This window comes from Peribacillus asahii (assembly GCF_004006295.1).
In the GTDB taxonomy this organism is placed as follows: Bacteria; Bacillota; Bacilli; order Bacillales; family DSM-1321; genus Peribacillus; species Peribacillus asahii_A.
Map to the genome: position 1 here is coordinate 2,982,298 of NZ_CP026095.1, position 18,868 is coordinate 3,001,165.

Consider the following 18,868-nt stretch of genomic DNA (forward strand, 5'->3'; position numbering starts at 1 on the left):
AAGATTTTATTCCACGCTTCCTCCAGCCCTTACCTCACGATAAGTACCTTGCGCTTCCTTAGTGGTTGGTCGATGTGTACCCCCACAGTGGACTTTCACCACCTAGATAGTTGCCATGCCTGGCACACAAAGAAAAGGAGCTATCATAAAGTAGCTCCTTGCATCATCTATAATTGTTTTTTCCATATACCTAATAGCAATGCTGTAATGAACGAACCAATCAATATACTGATTAAATACAGTAATGGATGATTCACAAGAGGAATAACAAATACTCCGCCATGCGGAGCAGGCAATGTAATTTCAAATAGCATGGTTAGTGCACCTGCTATAGCCGCTCCAATGGTACAGCTCCCAATAACACGTATTGGATCTGCTGCTCCGTAAGGAATCGCTCCTTCTGTTATAAAAGAAGCACCTAAAAGATAATTGGTCATACCCGATTTTCTTTCTGTTTCCGTGAATTTATTTTTAAAGAGAGTTGTCGCCATAGCAATTCCAAGTGGAGGGACCATCCCTCCCGCCATAATCGCCGCCTGTGGTCCAAAGCTGTGCGCTTCGATTGCGGCCAGCCCAAAGGTAAATGCCGCCTTATTGAGCGGACCCCCTAAATCAATCGCCATCATCGCTCCAAGAATCATACCGAGCATGATTGCATTGGTCCCAGAAAGCCCTTTCAACCAAACAGTTAACGCCTCATTGATTGCTGTTACTGGCTCGTTTACAATAAAAATCATAAATAGACCAGTAATTAAGACCCCAAATACCGGATAGAGCAAAGTAGGTTTAATTCCTTGTAGTGAAAAAGGTAAAAAAACAAAGCATTTCTTCAACAAGAGAACAATGTAGCCTGCTAGAAAACCAGCTACAAGTCCACCGAGAAAACCCGCTCCTTCATTAGCTGCAAGTAAGCCTCCAACCATTCCAGGAGCAAATCCGGGTCGATCGGCAATACTGCTAGCAATGAACCCCGCAAGTACGGGAACAAGTAAGAAAAAGGCTCCTGTACTTCCACCAATATCATTTAAAGCCTTTGCAAATGGGTGATAATTTGGATCATCAGGATTCACGCCAAACATAAACGACAAAGCAAGTAACACTCCACCGCCAACAACAAATGGCAGCATATTACTAACACCATTCATTAAATGCTTATAAATAAAGAATCCTTTCGTCGCAAATTTAATCTCTTCATGACCTTGATAAATCGGAACTTCTTCTAATACCGCACGATTCAGCAGTTCTTCTGGATGTCGGATTCCTTCTGCAACAGGCACAACAATTACTCTTTTTCCACGAAAACGATTCATATCTATGTGTTTATCAGCAGCGATAATAATCGTCGCTGCATCTGCTATTTCTGCAGCTGTTAAGGCATTTTTAACACCTGTTGAGCCGTTCGTTTCAACTTTAAAATCAATGCCCAGCTCTTCTGCTTTCTTCTTTAAAGCATCAGCAGCCATATATGTATGAGCAATGCCTGTTGGACAAGAGGTTACAGCGAGAATCTTCTTCGCTGATGCCTTCTTTGCTTCGTATTCTTTTGCCCGAAACAAAGTTAAGACCTCTTCCTTCGTTTTTGCATTCATTAATTGTGTCCGAAATTGTTCATCTAATAAAAAAGTCGTTAAGGTAGAAAGTGTGTCGAGATAATCCATCTCTCCCTGTTCATTAACCGCAATTAGAAAAAACAAATGAACAGGCTTTCCATCAAGCGACTGAAAATCAACACCTCGTTCGGATTTACCAAAGCAAATCGCCGGCTGTTTCACAGCTTCTGATTTAGCATGTGGAAAAGCCATTCCATCCCCAATTCCTGTAGTCACTTGTTCTTCACGCTCTAAAAGTGCTGCAATAAACTGTTCAACATCTATTACTCGATCTACAGCTCCTAATTGGTTCGCTAACTCATCTATAACAGCTCGTTTCGATGTAGCCTGTAGATCCATAATAATTGTATCTGCTTTAATTAAATCTGTTATATTCATTCCGTTTTACTACATCCTTCCTCGCATCCTCCCTTTTTATCATATCAGAATACGCATAACCAATCTAATATCATAGCAATTAAATTTTTACAGTTTTGTGTATAAAGTGAAACTTCCATCAGTGAAAATCTTACTGCCCTATTAAGTGTGGAGTAAAAAAATTTATTAAGACGAAAAACCCTCTGTCAAATGACAGAGGGTTTTTCCAAATCATTTAATCACCCTTGAAGAAGAAGTTGTTCTGGATCTTCAAGCATATTTTTAACGGCTACAAGGAAGCCAACAGCTTCTTTACCGTCAACAATACGGTGATCATAAGATAATGCAAGATACATCATTGGTCTGTTTTCGATTTTATCTCCAACAGCGATTGGGCGTGTTTTGATTGTATGCATACCAAGGATACCAACTTGAGGTGCATTCAAGATTGGTGTTGATAATAGAGAACCAAATGTTCCGCCATTTGTGATTGTAAATGTACCGCCAGATAGATCAGAAAGACCTAATTTGTTGTTGCGTGCTTTAACAGCTAAGTCAGAGATATCTTTTTCGATTTCAGCAAAGCTTTTACGGTCTGCATCGCGAACAACTGGTACAACAAGACCTTCCTCTGTAGATACGGCTACACCGATATCGTAGAAGTTCTTTTTCAAGATGTGGTCGCCTTGAATTTCAGCATTCAATAATGGGTACTGTTTCAATGCACCGATTACTGCTTTTGTGAAGAATGACATGAAACCAAGTTTAACATCATGATTTTTTACAAACGCATCTTTATGGCGGTTACGTAATTCCATAACTGCACTTAAGTCTACTTCATTGAAAGTAGTTAACATCGCTGCTTCAGCTTGTACTTGTACTAAACGTTTCGCAATTGTTTGACGACGACGAGTCATTTTAATAACTTCTACACGATCGTCATTTACCTCTGGTGCTGCAGCTTTTTTAGCTGGTGCTGGTGCTGCCGCAGGCGCTGCTTGAACTGGTGCATTATTAGCTGATTCTACGTCTTGAACACGTACGCGTCCTAGTGGATCAACAGCTTGTACAGCGTTTAAATCAATTCCTTTTTCACGAGCTAATTTTCTAGCTGCTGGAGAAGCGATTACACCTTGTCCTGGTACTGCGTCTTCTTTTGGTGCACCTTGAGCTTGTGCTGGTGCTGCTTCTTGAGCTGGCGCTGCTGGCGCTTCAGCAACTGGTGCTGGTGCTGCTTCTTGAGCTGGCGCTGCTGGTGCTGCCGCTGCACCACTTTCATCAACTGTTGCAACTGCTTGACCAACTAGAACTGTATCGCCTTCTTCAGCTAACTGCTCTGTAAGTGTACCAGCGTAATCTGAAATAATTTCAACGTTTACTTTATCCGTTTCAAGTTCAAGGATATAATCTCCTTTTTCTACACGATCACCAGGTTGTTTTAACCATTGTGCAATCGAACCTTCCGTAATGGATTCTGCTAATTCAGGTACTTTTACTTCAGCCATCTTATTTTTCCCCCTCTAGATTGCGCGTAAGTGCTTGAGCGATAATACGATTTTGTTCTTGTTTATGAACAAGTGCATCTCCCTCGGATGGACTAGATCTGCGTTTTCTTCCGATATAAGATACAGTAAGACCATTCGGTGCTGCTGCGTTAAGTCTAGGCTCAACAAACGTCCATGCGCCCATATTTTTAGGCTCTTCTTGAACCCATACGATTTCTTTAAGTTTAGAATATTTTTTCAGTGCTTCTTGAATGCCTTCGAATGGGAATGGATAAATTTCCTCTAGGCTAATAATTTGTAACCAGTCTGTATCTTCTTGAGTAGCCGCTTTATCACGTAGCTCAACAGCTAATTTACCAGAAGCAAATACGATACGCTCTACTGATTTTGGATTTTGACCTAATGTTTTTGTTTCAACGAATGTTTGGAATTCGTCATAGCTAAATTCCGCTGGTGCAGAAGCCATCACTTGATTACGTAACATACTCTTAGGAGCCATAATAACAAGTGGACGTACTTCTTCTTTTTCCAAAGTCTTAGCTTGTCTTCTAAGAATATGGAAATATTGCGCTGCAGAGCTTAAGTTTGCTACTGTCCAGTTATTTTCAGCAGCTAATTGTAAGAAACGCTCTAGACGAGCACTTGAATGCTCTGGACCTTGTCCTTCATACCCGTGTGGTAATAGCATAACAAGACCTGATTTTTGACCCCATTTCGCACGACCTGCTGCGATGAATTGATCAAAAATAACTTGAGCAGTATTCGCGAAATCACCGAATTGGCCTTCCCATAATACTAGTGTTTCCGGTGCAAATACATTGTAACCATATTCAAAAGCAAGAACTGCTGTTTCCGTAAGCGGACTGTTATGAACCGCAAATGATGCATTAACAGACTCGATTGTATGAAGTGGTGAATATGTTTGACCAGTAACGCTATCATGAAGAACAATATTACGTTGTGCGAACGTACCACGCTCTGAATCTTGTCCAGTTAGACGAATTGGCGTACCGTCTTTTAAGATAGATGCAAAAGCTAATGTTTCGGCATGTGCCCAGTCGATTTTTCCATTTTCACCAAATGAGTCTAGACGACGTTGTAGAATTTTTCCTAATTTTTTATTAGGTGTAAATCCTTCTGGCCATGCAACAAGCTGCTCATTAATTTCTACAAGCTCTTCTGTTGAAACAGCAGTTGAAATTTTAGGCAGACCATTAGCAATTGTTGCTGGTGGATCTAATTCAAATTTTTCTTCTGGTTTGTTTCCAGATACTTTGTTGTATGCTTCTAAAAGCTTAGCATCTACTTGTTCTGCTAATGCTTTTGCTTCTTGTTCTGTGATTTCTCCCGCTTCAATCAGTTGTTTTGCATAAAGTTCTTTTTGTGTTGGATGTTTATGAACTAATGCATATGTTTGCGGTTGAGTTACTAACGGCTCATCCATTTCGTTATGACCGAAACGACGGTAACCAATTAGGTCGATTAAGAAATCTTTTTTGTATTTTTCACGATATAGGACAGCAAGATGCACAGCAGCTAAGCAAGCTTCTGGATCGTCTGCATTTACATGTACAACCGGTACTTCAAATCCTTTAGCCATGTCGCTTGCATATCTTGTAGAGCGTGAATCTTCACTTTCCGTTGTAAAACCGATTCGGTTGTTGGCGATAATATGAATCGTCCCACCAACTTGATATCCTTTTAGTCCGCTTAAGTTTAATGTTTCCGGTACAATACCTTCCCCTGGGAAGGCTGCATCCCCATGAATTAACACAGCAAGAGACTTCGAAACATCTTGTTGTGGGTACCCTTTTTGCGTACGGTCTTCTTGAGCTGCACGAGAGTATCCTTCTACAACTGGTCCAACAACTTCCAAGTGACTTGGGTTGTTTGCAAGTGTAAGTCTTACTTTTTTCGTACTTTCTTTTGTAACTTGACGATCTAAACCTAAATGGTATTTCACGTCCCCTGTCCAACCAAATGTTACACCGATTGATCCTTCTGAAGGAACTAAATCTTTATTAGGTGAATGTTGGAACTCAGAGAAAATCATTTCATAAGGTTTATCTAGTACATGAGCAAGTACATTTAAACGACCACGGTGAGCCATCGCAATATTTACATTCGATGTACCATGTTGTACTGTTTCAGAAATCATTTCATCTAACATTGGAACTAATGGGTCTACCCCTTCGATAGAGAAACGTTTTTGACCAACAAATGTACGGTGAAGGAATTTCTCAAAGCCTTCTACTTCACTCAAACGTTTAAGCAATGCTGCTTTTTTCTCTTTTGTCAAAGTTGGGAACATTTGACGTGATTCAACCATTTCGTTCAACCATTCATGTTCTTCTACATCACTGACATGATGGAATTCAAAAGCGATTGTTTGCGTATACAATTGTTTCAAATATTCAACGGCTTCATATCCATCTTTCACGCTTGCAGGCGCTTGTGGACAGATTAAATCAGCCGGAATTTTTCTTAAGTCGGCTTCTGTTAAACCAAATTTTTTAAATTCAATTTGCTCTGTATTCAGAGGCATATCTTTTAGCGGGTAAATATTCGCTGCAAGGTGTCCATATGTACGAATATTCTCCGCTAATTTGACAGCTGACATAATTTTCTTCATTGGAAGAACTTCTCCAGCTGATTGTACTGTTGAATTTGCAAGTGCAGCTCCTACTGTAGCGTCAAGTGAAGGAGGACCTGCGATTTCGAAAAAGTTTTTCAGTTCAGGATCAACTTCTTCCGGGTTTGTTTGGAATAAGTCATATTGTCCTATTACATACCCAAGGTTTGGACCTGAAAAAGCTTTCCATGAGTCGTATGCCTTAGCATCCTTGATGGTCATCTCGTAAACCCCCAAATTTCTCTCATAATTTTTTACTATCGTTTTATCCATCCCCAAATTTCTATTTCGTATGACAGTATAAATAAGTTAAGATTTAAAAGTAATTGTCATAAAACTGTAAAAATTATTAAGGATAAAACGTTTTCAGATGTTATATTAACATGTTTTTGTGGAAATATCCAAAGGTTAAAACGAACAAAAATAACTCTCAAAACCTATAAATCTGCTTAATTCGTCATATTTCGCCTTTAACAAACTTTTTTTCTTATTTACGTTATTTTTTCACTTAAAAAGATTTTTCTTTTTTTATATTTAACTCTTAAAATAGCTGTTTTTTCTAGTCATTTTACTAGAATTCGAAAGCCGATAAACTAACATTCCCAAATTGAAAACTTCGATGTAACAACGTAGGAGTTCTTTGTTCATCTCCGGTTCCCATTGCAATGATTAGCGGAATCAATTCACTAATGTTCGGCACTGCATCAAAAGCAAAAGGAGCCTCTTCTTGAAACTGAAACAGCGCTTTTAAATTCCAATTCATAACGTGCTCCTCTATCCATTCAACAAATCGAATAGCCCAGCCTTCAACAACATTCATCTCATACTGAATATGATCCAAATTATATACAATTCCACCACTTGCAATAATTAATACATTTTCCTCTTTTAATGCAGCAAGAGACTTACCAATTTCGTATTGTTTTGCTAAAGATAAGGTTGGATTAATCGATAGCGAAACAACCGGTATATCAGCCTCTGGATACATAATATGTAGCGGCACCCAACTTCCATAATCTAGCGGTCTATTCTCATCAAATTCTCCAAATATATCTACACGAGATAATAGAGTAAGAACTTGATCAGAGAGCTCGATATTACCAGCTGCCGGATAGGTGATTTGTGTCACCTTATCCGGATGGCCAATAAAATCACAACTAATATCATGTTTTTTGACAGCAGAAACAGCCTGATCGCATCTATTCCAATGACTAGAAATGATAACAATCGCATCTGGCCTTTCATGTTGAGCGACATATTCTTTTAAAAATTCCGTATATCGATTGTCCTCGATTGTTAGCCATGGTGTCCCATGGGATAAAAATAGTGAAGGTCTCATACTAACAAACTGTTCCTTTCTAAAAGGTCATTCAATTATTGCTGTTAATTAAAGCGTTTCCATTTAATTAAACTGTATTTGAGGCGTCGTTTCATCAATTATATCAAATATATACCCCTCTTCCTTTAATCCTTCAATAATTGTTGGAAGAGCTTTTACAGTATTTTTCATACTATTGATGTCATGTAGTAAAATAATAGCCTGCTTATGATGCTTCGCATTACTCAGTACATTTTGGGTAATGGTTTGCTGACTCGTTAACGGACTTATTCCATCTTTTGAATCCACATTCCAATCTACATACACATACCCAGTATCTGTTAACTCCTGCAATATCCCTTTTATAATAGGTCTCGTAGCTGCTCGATACATAAGTTGATTACCGGATCCCCCTGGAAGGCGGACAAAATGGGTTTTAACTCCATAATTGGCGCTTAGTAATAATTCTAATCTTTTTAAGTCTTGAAAGAAATCTTTTTTTGAACGATAAATGACATTATAATCATGAGAATAAGAATGCAGCGCAATCGAATGACCTCTTGCAACGATTTCTCGATAACATTTCTCCGCATAGGCTTCTTTATTTCCCATCACAAAAAAAGTAGCTTTTATTTGATATCGATCTAAAATATCCAGTATCTTCATTGTATTTGTCGAAGGTCCATCATCGAACGTCAAATAAGCCTTCTTCAATGACTGATTGGACTTTATGAGTGGATCTAACTCCTCCGGAATTGTCTGCCCTGATCCAGACTCTATAGTAAAAACCATACATACAACTAGGCAACTAATTAAAATTAACAACATACGAATAGATGTTTTTATCATAAGAAACAGTCCTTTCTTTTGAACAAGGCTCCCTTATAAGGATGTTATTAATTTTCGAATCATTTCACCTGGCAGCTTTGCTGAAAGGTAAAATAAAACAAAAATCATGTTATTAACAACATTGTTTAACAGAGCCTTAAACTAAACGACGCAACCTTCTTACATAAAATACACCATTCATTATTTTTCATACATAATAAGACAGCGGTTTTTTATGCCGCTGCCTAATAGAATTTATTTCTCTACATTGAAATAGCGTGCTTCTGGATGGGCAAAAACAATAGCTGATACAGAAGCCTCTGGCTCCATCATACAACCTTCCGTTAACTGAACACCAATATCTTCTGGTTTTAATAATCGGAATAATTTTTCTTGATCTTCTAAATTAGGACATGCAGGATAACCAAACGAGAAACGCTGTCCAATATACTTAGCAGCAAACCTCTCTCTCATTGTCATATCGATTGAATCACTAATGCCCCATGCATCCCTCATCACCTGATGCACTCTTTCAGCAAAGCCTTCTGCTGTTTCAAGAGCAAGTGCTTGAATCGCATGACTTTTTAAGAAATCGCCTTCTGCCTTCCATTTCTCCGCCCATTTTCTAATACCACGACCTGCTGTTGCGACAAAGAAACCAACATAATCCATTTCTCCTGAAGATACAGGCTTCAAAAAGTCAGCTAAACATAAATTAGGGCTGCTTGCTTGTCTTGGAAAGTCGAACTCTTCCAATACCTCTTCATGATTATCTGGATTATAAACTAATACTTTATCTCCATCACTTTGAGCAGGAAAGAATTGAAAAACACTATTTAATCCATAGTCTTCATCGTTTTTAATAAATCCAATTAACTCGTCAACTAAATCATTCAGCGCAATCGCCTTTTCATTTCCTTGTTTAATCATTTCGGCTACTTTACCTTTTAACCCGAGATGATGTCCAATTAACATTTGACGGTTAATATATGGTTGAACGACATCGTACGCATAATCTTTGAGAACATGTCGTTTAAGATCTTGCGGCACTTTAACCGGTGCAGCAGAAATCGCTGGAGCAACAGCTTTTTTCCGTTCCGGTTTTTCCATCGTCGCTACAATCGCTGCATTAGCAATCGCTTTATTTCGTCTCTCATTGTTTTCTTCTAAAAATACTTCTTTTTGCGCTGGGTCATGCAACACATTGGCAACAGCTAGTCCATCCATTGCATCTTTTGAATATAGAACTGGTCCATCATACTCTGGAGAGATTTTAAAATCAGTAAACTTACGTGATAAGGCTGCTCCACCTACTAAAATTGGTGTATCAATACCCGCTTGTTTTAAATCTTGCGCCGTTAATACCATTTGTTGGGCCGATTTTACTAACAAGCCCGATAAACCAATAATCGTTGGCTCATGCTTACGGACTTCTTCAATAATTTGCTGGGAGGTTACTTTAATTCCTAAATCGATCACTTCAAATCCGTTATTCGATAGGATAATGTCTACTAAGTTTTTCCCAATGTCATGTACGTCCCCTTTAACAGTGGCTATTAACATTTTCCCTTTTTTCGCGCTGTCTTCTGAATTCTCCATTAATGGCTCAAGATGAGAAACTGCTGCCTTCATCGCTTCAGCACTTTGAAGCACTTCAGCCACAATTAACTGATTATCGTTAAATAGACGACCTACCTCAGCCATTCCTTTCATTAGTTGACCATTAATAATATCCAATGGCGCATCGCCACGAGCAAGCGCCTTGTCTAAATCCTCAATTAGTCCTTCTTTTGTTCCTTCAATAATATAATTCGCCAAACGCTCATCTAATGGAAGCTTGGCCATATTGTCCTTTTTCACAACTTTTTTATCTCGATAAAACTCAGTAAAGGTCGCTAATGTTTCTTGCGAAGTCTCAAATAGAAGCGCTTCTGCTAACTTCACTTCCTCTTCTGGAATCAAAGCAAAACGCTCTAATTTTTCTGTATTGACAATCGCATAATCAAGACCTGCTTTTGTACAATGGTACATAAATACTGCATTTAAAATTTCACGGCCACGCGGTGGTAAACCAAACGAAACATTCGATACTCCTAAAATCGTTAAGCAATCTGGAAACGTTTCTTTAATCGCTTGAATACCTTTTACCGTTTCTAGCGCTGATCCAATATACTGTTCATCCCCTGTCCCAACTGGAAAAACAAGTGGATCAAAAATTAAATCACGTGGATTTAATCCATATTTATTCACGAGCAAATCTACAGACCGCTTAGCGATTTCCAGCTTACGTTCTGCATCAACAGCCATACCTTCTTCATCAATTGTTCCGACAACGACAGCCGCTCCATATTTATGAATAAGAGGAACAATTTTCTCAAATCGCTCTTCTCCATCTTCTAAGTTAATCGAATTGATAATGGCTTTACCTTGAGAGTGCTTTAACGCTTGCTCTAAAACAAGTTCATCTGTTGTATCAATTACGAGCGGTACTTTTACTTTTTTAACCACTTCTTCAACAAATGCTTTCATATTACCTAATTCATCATCATCCGGGTCTGCTAAACAAACATCAATAACGTGAGCTCCAGTTTTCACTTGAGCACGGGCGATTTCAGCCGCTTGTTCAAACTTCTTATCGCGTATTAATTCTTTAAATTTGCGTGAGCCAATGACATTCGTACGTTCTCCGACAAATAACGGACGCATTGAATCATCGTAAATCAACGGTTCAATCCCAGAAACAGCATGATTATGCGGCTGCTCTGGAAGTTGTCTCGGCTGAACTTCTTGAAGCACTTTCGATAACTCTTCGATATGCGCTGGTGTCGTCCCACAACAACCACCGATAATATTGACCCAGCCTTTTTCTGCGAATTGCTTCATTTTCTCAGCAAGAGAAGTTGGAGATTCATGATAATGTCCTTCTTCATCCGGAAGCCCTGCATTCGGATAACAGCTAACCGCACTATTTGATAAATCCGCTAATGTCCGAATATGATCGATCATAAATTCCGGACCTGTCGCACAATTTAAACCGACCGAAATTGGTTTCATATGCTCGCAAGAAAGATAGAACGCTTCAATGGATTGACCAGCTAATGTCGTTCCCATTGGCTCAATCGTTCCCGAAATCATAATCGGGAGTTCCTTACCACTCTTCTCAAAGGCTCCTTTAATGCCTAAAAAAGCAGCTTTTACATTTAGCATATCTTGACATGTTTCAACGAGAAGTAAATCGACGCCTCCATCAATTAATCCAAGGGCTTGCTCTTCATAACACTCTCTTAATGTATCAAAAGTCGTTCCACCTGTAACTGATAGTGTTTTCGTTGTTGGCCCCATTGAACCTGCCACATATCTTGGCCAAGCTTCTGTTGAATATACTTCACACGCTTTTACAGCGATTTCTGCTGATTCTTTATTTAACTGGTAAGCAAGTGTACCTAGATTGTATTCATCTAAAACAATACTCGTACCCCCGAATGTATTCGTTTCAACAATATCGGCACCTGCAGCAAAATACGCTTCATGGATTTTTTGAATCACATCAGGACGAGTCAGCGTTAAATATTCATTACAGCCTTCATATTGTTCTCCACCAAAATCTTCAGCTGTTAAATTTTCGGCTTGTAGCATCGTACCCATTGCGCCATCCAGTAATAGAATTTTTGATTGTAGTTGTTCGTTAATTGACTTTTTACTCATATGCTGCCACCTCAGATGTTTTTGTTTGATCAAGCGTTCTAATATAGCGCGTTAACTCCGCCGTCATTTCATAACGAAGGAATGGAGTAATTAAATAAATACCTTTAAATTTATCCATTGCCGCATCCACAAGTTCTCGTGCGATTGCCACACCTTCTTTTTGCGCCTGAATTGGGTCATTACCTGCTGCTGCCATTGCCCGGCGAACATGATCTGGCAACTTAATTCCTGGTACTTCATTATGAATAAATTCGGCATTACGGGTACTAGTTAACGGCATGATGCCGACAAAAATAGGTGTCTCTAAATGCTTCGTTGCTTCGTATACTTCTTCAATCTGTGAAGTGGAATAAATCGGCTGTGTTAAAAATGAATGAGCGCCGCATTCAATTTTCTTTTCCATTCGTTGAACCGCTCTATCTAAATATTTCACATTTGGATTAAAAGCCGCAGCAATTTTAAAATTCGTCTTTTGGCCAAGACTTTGTCCAGAATACGAAAGTCCTTCATTGAACTGCTTAACCAAACTAATTAAATCAAAAGAAGATAAATCATACACAGATGTTGCACCCGGGAAATCGCCAATTTTTGAAGGATCTCCTGTAATAACTAATACTTCATTTAATCCTAAGGTTTGTAGGCCCATTAAATGCGACTGTAATCCAATTAAGTTTCGATCACGACATGTAATATGCACAAGCGGATTTAAATCAAGCTGTGATTTAATTAACATACCCAACGCTGCATTAGAAATCCTAGGGGAAGCGAGCGAATTATCCGCTAACGTAATCGTATCAACTCCAGCTTCTTTCAAAGCTCTAGACCCTTTCATAAACTCTTCGATTCCCAGTTTCTTAGGTGGATCTAGCTCTACTAAAATCGTTCTTTCTGTTTTCGCTTTTTCATATAAAGCAGGGGTGCGATCTTGTTCCCGAACTTCAATTGTTTCCACTTTCGTTACTTGCATTTTTTTCTCAACGATTGGAGCTAAATCACAAACAGCTGCTTTCATTGCTGTAATATGCTGCGGTGTCGTACCGCAACATCCTCCAATAATGGATGCTCCTTGGTCACGTAATTGAAGCGCACTTGAGCCAAAGTATTCCGGCGCCGCATCATACACTAATCGGCCGTCCACATAATCTGGTAAACTTGCATTAGGATACGCTGCAAGCACAGCATTGCTTGGAAGTTGAACAGATTCTAAAGCGCGAATCATATGGTGCGGACCTAAGCGACAATTAAGCCCAACTACATCTGAACCTAATTGTTCTAAGCGCTTAAATGCTTCATTTAACTGAACACCGTTTTGTAAATTCCCAAGTTCATGCAACGTTACATTTGTAATAATCGGAATATTCGTTTCTTGTCTTGCAATTTGCAACACTGTTTCCAATTCTTCTAAATCATAATATGTTTCGAATAATAATCCATCAGGACTTTCAAGTAGTAAACTATATAGCTGTTCACGGAAACTACGTTTAATTTCTTCTAAACTTAAATCAGATTTTCTAATACTTCTAGAAGCACCAATCGTTCCAAACACAAACGCATTCCCTTGCGCAACCTTTTTAGCAATCGCAATTCCTTGACGATTGATTTGACTCACTTGATCTTCTAATCCATAGCGCTTTAATTTATGAAAATTCGCCCCATACGTATTCGATTGTAAAATATCAGCACCCGCATCCAAATAAGTACGATGAATCGCTTCAATTTGATCAGGCTCTGTACAGTTTAATTCTTCATAACAATGGTCGATGCCACGGGAATACAACAGTGTCCCCATTGCTCCTTCCCCAATTAAAATTCTTTGCTTTAGCTCTTTACGAAACTCCATATGTGCACCCTTTCCCAAAAACAATTCAGTTTCTGCTTTATTTCAATGGTGTAAGAAAAAGAAAAAACCTTCTATCTAATAAAAGAAGAAGGTTTTCATAAGAAACATTCTCCTCATCTATCAAGCGCCCGCTTGCTGGATTTAGCACCTTAGCTTACACAGCTGGTTGCTGAGGATTCATCGGGCCAGTCCCTCCACCTCTCTCGATAAGATTGATTTATATAAACTTTTCTAAACATTTCAAATTAAATTACAATATAATTATTCTTAATTTACATGAAACAATGATGAAATTCAATACCTTCTAGTTAATTTTTGAATTTTTCAAACAAAATAACTAAGAATTAGAGACAAATCACGAACAATATTCGTCTTTTACCTTTTTTTGTATTTTTTTTAATTATTTATTTAATCTAGGAATTGTGTATGAAATAGCGAGGCAGCCTAGACAAAATATCTAGCGAAAAACATTGCGTTTTAATAGGCTTCTTTAGCTTGTCTACTTTTTTAGCACTCGCTAGTTTTGAAAAAAGATCATTTCGTATCTAGTCATTTACATTGTTAGCTTGAGGGGGACACGCTGGGGGCCAAATAGAAAATGATAAAGTTCAACTCAATCAGCTTCATTTACAATATCAAGCAACACCGTATTGCTGTCTGTTTGGACTTTGCCTTTATTCTTAAAGTTCACAAAATGAAACGGCATATAAAACATATCTGTTAGCCGTTCAAGTGACAGGTACTGTGTTGGAACTAACATACGTAAATCATTTGCTTTAACAGGGGACGTTGTAGCCAGACAAAACGCCCAATCCTCTCCGTCTCTCGCGACGAAATTGTGATATGGCAGTACATAGAAACCAGCTTTTTTGAGGGTTTTCTGTATACTCCAAAAGTACTCAGGCATCCAGGGAAAAGCGGAACAAGCCACAGAGATTGCACCCCCTGGTTCTAAACGGTCTTTCAAGAAGCTGTAAAACTCCCTGCTGAAGAGACGGGAAAGCTCAGGACATTTGTCAGTTGGCTCAGGAAGGTCGATAATAATAACATCCCACTTTTCCCCGGCTTTCTCGACAAACTTTCTGCCATCTTCAATTACGACCTGAACTTTAGGATGATTCAATGAACCTTGATTAAATTGTACCAAAGCCTCCAAATTTTTACCGAAATCTATCATCACTTCGTCGATGTCGAGGGTAGTAATTTTCTCCACTTCAGAATAACGAAGGGCCTCGCGGGTCGTTACTCCACCACCCCCACCGATGATTAGAACATTCTTCCGCTTGCGTGCAGCAGCCATTGGAATGTGTACCATCACTTCTGCATAAATACTCTCACCATCTGTTGTGCCAAACATGACGTCACCATTGCTATAAATCAACATTTCACCAATATAATCGACGAGGGCAATCCGCTGGGTGGGGGTTTTAAATGTTCGTAAAATTCGATAGTCACCTTCAGGTTCTTCATCCTTGCAGATATAATCCCTAATAGAATCGCCATGCAATTCAAACGGTTGATCCATACACATCACTCCTTGTCTTTATTATAAATATTATTCTGTGAATAAGATAGAAGTTCCTAAAACCCTCAACTGCCTTATCCTTTAGAGAAAATAAGGCTACTTAAACAAAGCAAAATTAATGAGATTCTTATAAATAAATTTCAATTATATTATGTGACTTTATCTAGCAACTGTATTGTTCTTGATATTAAAGTCAAAAAGCGCTTTACCCACTATCTATCCACAAAAAAAGGGCGTTCCGATGTTATTCGGAAACGCCCTTTCTTATTTATAACACTTCTTTTAAATAGCTTTGTACGTCTGCTTTAAGCTTCGCATATAGCGTAATTTCTTGATCAAAACTTTCTTTTGTCAGCACATTAAATTGCTCTGGACAATTTAAATCCACTTCAATTGTTGCTTTGTATTCATTTGTAGCATTCCCAATCAAGTCAATGGAATATTGATTATCACGTTTATGAACAACACATTTCACTTTACCACCATTATTGAATACGGAAATATCACTTTCAAGCTGATTTAAACCATTTAAGCATGTTACTAAGCTTGAAGCTGACATCGCTGTTCCACATGCGTTTGTAAAGCCAACACCGCGTTCGAATGTACGGACATAAATATGTCCCTCTTCTAACTGTTTTACGAAGCTTACATTTACTCCATCTGGGAAAAGCTCATTCGGTCCATTTACTTTTGTTGCTAATACTTCCTGAACATCAGAATGAATCATTTCGCTATCTACAATCGTAACTAAATGTGGATTTGGTACAGCTAACGCCGAAAAAAGAAGCGTATCATGTAATTCTGGCAATCGTTCGTTTTGTAATTCGCTTTGTTCAATCACAAGCGGCAAATCCTTAACATCAAAGCTTACCGGTGAGATTTCCACTTTAAACGTTGGGATCCCTTCATATACATCATCTACCTTTTCAACCTCTAAATCCACTTTCATCGTTTCAATAACTAAGTTCTCTTTACCGAGCGTATCAATTGCATAGCGAGCTACACAGCGCAGCCCATTCCCACACATAGATGCTTCCGATCCATCTGCATTAAACACGCGCATTCTTGCATCAGCACGCTCGCTTTTTAATACGAATAAAATACCATCTGCCCCTAATTCACTATCACGATTACATAATGCTAGTGCTAATTGGCGGCGTTCTTCTTCTGTAAAAGAAAGATCCGTCGTTAATTCATCAATAATGAAAAAATCATTACCTGAGCCATGGCTTTTTAATAAATCAATAATCATCTTGTCTCATCCATCCTATCCTGTTGAATACTTAAAAACACTACATTTAATCCTATCATAGCATTTTCAGTTGAATTGTGTCAGTAGGAATCTTCTTTACAAATGGCTTTGTTAATAACGCAAATAAGCCAACAATCAACAGTATTGTATAACAAAGCCTTGTAACTAACTATGGTGCGATATGGCAGCTTTCTCAAAAACTAAAAAGCGTGCGAAACCAAAGCTTCGCACGCAATAAGCCACAAATGGCCCCTATTATTTAACTAATAAGCCTTACAATAATTATAGAAGGAAACAAAGCATGTCCCTCAAGCACCTTACTTAACGTTTTCTAATTCTTTATATCCGTCAACAACCACTTCTAATTCCCCAGTATCTGGAGCGATAATTAACCCATGAACAGGAATGTTTTGTGGAATTAGTGGATGGTTTTTAATACAATTCACACTATGTTTTACACTTTCATACACATCGTCAAATCCGCGAAGCCAATTTTTAATATCAATTCCTGAATTTTCAATTGTTGAAATCGTACCTTCTGGAACACCACGATTAACCATTTTCTTAATCATTTCATCTGTATTAACGGCTGCCATTCCACAATCATGATGCGGAATCACATAAATTTCATCTGCTTTTAATTCATAAACAGCCACAAGAATACTACGCATTACACTTCCAAATGGATGGGAAACGATAGCTCCTGCTGTTTTTAAAATTTTTACGTCACCATTACGAACGTTCATAGATTTTGGAAGCAGCTCGACAAGACGAGTATCCATACAACTAATAACCACCATTTTTTTATCAGGGTATTTAGTAGTTTGATACTTTGTGTACTCCCCCTCATTAACAAACTTTTCATTATAGTCAAGAATTTCATTTAACAAACTCATTTATTGTCATCTCCTGATTAGCTATGTAATTTCATCTATACATTATATCAAATATTCATAAAATTGACTACACTTCTGTTTTAAATCAGATATTCAATGATCACGGTGATGTAATACAGCGGCTAAAAAGCCTAAAACAATGACTCTCTCCTGTTCAGTAATTATCGAAGAAAAGGTAATAATCGGTGTATTTAATTCAAATCGTTTAGCCCACTCTACCGGCATCCAGCCTTCTTGAAAGGAGGCGACATTTTTCTTATCTATTGTTTTAAGCTGTAAAGAGTAAAGATTTGCCTTTGATTCTACTGCAATCCATTCACTCTGATTTCCTTTATAGATTATCCCTTTAATTTTAATTAGTGAATCCTTCCAATTTTCTCGATAACCCCCAATTATTTCATCATCGGCATTATAAATCGTCATCGAATTCGTTAACCCTGCTCGAGTATGATATTTTGCCCTAACTTGTCCATCGCTATCCAATAAGATAAATCGCTTGGGCAATAGCAGTGAAACGACGTTCGGAATCAACCACATAAACCAGCGCATATTTTGATCGCGAACTTCTCCAAGAAGCAAACCTTTCGAATCAAATAACAGCATACGCAATGTTGGTGCAGGCATAAAAACGACTAATACATGGTCTATGCTTAATAACTGACCACTTGTTTGCATCGGCTTATCCCCTAATTTTTCTACCCTTTTGTCATAGGTTCGAAAATAAAAGAAGTGAAGCACACTAAAAATGATGATCGGAATAACAAAGATTAATAAATCCCCTTTAAATAATTGTAAAAGATGACAAACAAAAAAAATAATCGCTAACAATAGGGAAATCCAAGCAACGCAAAAGCATGCTTTAGCTGTTTTCTGATAATACTCTCGAATATTCATAATTAGCTCCTTGACTAAAGATTCATACTCTCTATATTGTTATTTCGCTATCCATTCCTTAATTCCCTTTAACAAAAATCAACAGTATCCTATAACAAAGCCTAACAAAAAAAGAATCTAGACAAACATCAGCTAGATTCCTTTTTCATGACTTATAAAATTCGAAAAATAAGTGGAATTCGATACTCGACTCCTTCATAGGCTCGTATCGCCGCAATGATTGTAAACACAAACGCCGCAACCCCTAAAATAGGCAGAATCAATACGCCAATTCCAACAAAAACAAGAAGTGCTCCAATTATTCCATAAATCGTGTAGGAGATAAGAAAATTAAAATACTCTCGGCCATGATAATCAATATACGGTGAATCTTTTTTTACTAACCAAATAATGAGCGGTCCAAGAAGCGGAAAAAATAAACTAATAACATAAATAAGAACAGCAAATACTTTTTCATCTTGCGTAACCATTTGTCATTCCTCCTCTCTCATTCCATACTATATCTA

At 38.1% G+C, this 18,868-nt stretch carries 12 protein-coding genes and 1 riboswitch; all 12 genes read right to left on the bottom strand.

Annotation, left to right across the window (positions count from 1 at the left end; genetic code table 11):
• Nucleotides 1–167: 167 nt before the first annotated feature.
• The 12 genes from BAOM_RS14635 to BAOM_RS14690 all read right to left on the bottom strand — a co-directional run bounded on the left by BAOM_RS14635 (nucleotide 168) and on the right by BAOM_RS14690 (nucleotide 18,832).
• The gene (locus BAOM_RS14635) at nucleotides 168–1,988 is read right to left on the bottom strand and encodes a PTS fructose transporter subunit IIABC (RefSeq protein WP_127760904.1); all 1,821 of its coding nucleotides are present in this window, start codon (nucleotides 1,986–1,988) and stop codon (nucleotides 168–170) included.
• A gap of 218 nt (nucleotides 1,989–2,206) precedes the next feature.
• On the bottom strand, nucleotides 2,207–3,472 hold the full coding sequence (gene odhB, locus BAOM_RS14640) for a 2-oxoglutarate dehydrogenase complex dihydrolipoyllysine-residue succinyltransferase (RefSeq protein ID WP_127760905.1): 1,266 nt from the start codon (nucleotides 3,470–3,472) through the stop codon (nucleotides 2,207–2,209).
• A gap of 1 nt (nucleotide 3,473) precedes the next feature.
• Nucleotides 3,474–6,326 carry a 2-oxoglutarate dehydrogenase E1 component gene (locus BAOM_RS14645; RefSeq protein WP_127760906.1) on the bottom strand — a complete coding sequence of 951 codons (2,853 nt, stop codon included), beginning with the start codon at nucleotides 6,324–6,326 and terminating at the stop codon, nucleotides 3,474–3,476.
• 349 nt (nucleotides 6,327–6,675) lie between these two features.
• Entirely contained in the window at nucleotides 6,676–7,443 is a 768-nt protein-coding gene (locus BAOM_RS14650) for a dioxygenase family protein (RefSeq protein WP_127760907.1), read from the bottom strand.
• 63 nt (nucleotides 7,444–7,506) lie between these two features.
• Nucleotides 7,507–8,271, bottom strand: a complete 765-nt coding sequence (locus BAOM_RS14655) for a polysaccharide deacetylase family protein (protein WP_127760908.1) — start codon at nucleotides 8,269–8,271, stop codon at nucleotides 7,507–7,509.
• A gap of 234 nt (nucleotides 8,272–8,505) precedes the next feature.
• A complete protein-coding gene (gene metH, locus BAOM_RS14660; protein ID WP_127760909.1) occupies nucleotides 8,506–11,955 on the bottom strand; it encodes a methionine synthase in 3,450 nt (1,149 codons plus the stop codon).
• A complete protein-coding gene (locus BAOM_RS14665) occupies nucleotides 11,948–13,795 on the bottom strand; it encodes a bifunctional homocysteine S-methyltransferase/methylenetetrahydrofolate reductase (RefSeq protein WP_127760910.1) in 1,848 nt (615 codons plus the stop codon). The genes metH and BAOM_RS14665 overlap by 8 nt, the downstream gene beginning before the upstream one ends.
• A 110-nt stretch (nucleotides 13,796–13,905) precedes the next feature.
• A riboswitch (SAM riboswitch) is annotated at nucleotides 13,906–14,008 on the bottom strand.
• Between the two features lie 400 nt (nucleotides 14,009–14,408).
• Nucleotides 14,409–15,320 carry a spermidine synthase gene (locus tag BAOM_RS14670; RefSeq protein WP_252282476.1) on the bottom strand — a complete coding sequence of 304 codons (912 nt, stop codon included), beginning with the start codon at nucleotides 15,318–15,320 and terminating at the stop codon, nucleotides 14,409–14,411.
• A 268-nt stretch (nucleotides 15,321–15,588) separates the two neighbouring features.
• Entirely contained in the window at nucleotides 15,589–16,572 is a 984-nt protein-coding gene (gene dapF, locus BAOM_RS14675; protein WP_127760912.1) for a diaminopimelate epimerase, read from the bottom strand.
• A gap of 317 nt (nucleotides 16,573–16,889) precedes the next feature.
• Complete coding sequence (locus tag BAOM_RS14680; RefSeq protein WP_127760913.1) at nucleotides 16,890–17,468, bottom strand: beta-class carbonic anhydrase; 579 nt, start codon at nucleotides 17,466–17,468, stop codon at nucleotides 16,890–16,892.
• 93 nt (nucleotides 17,469–17,561) lie between these two features.
• Nucleotides 17,562–18,362: a hypothetical protein gene (locus tag BAOM_RS14685; protein WP_127760914.1), complete on the bottom strand. Its 801-nt coding sequence runs from the start codon at nucleotides 18,360–18,362 to the stop codon at nucleotides 17,562–17,564.
• A gap of 152 nt (nucleotides 18,363–18,514) precedes the next feature.
• Nucleotides 18,515–18,832, bottom strand: coding sequence for a DUF4870 domain-containing protein (locus BAOM_RS14690; RefSeq protein WP_127760915.1), 318 nt, complete (start codon nucleotides 18,830–18,832; stop codon nucleotides 18,515–18,517).
• Nucleotides 18,833–18,868: the final 36 nt, after the last annotated feature.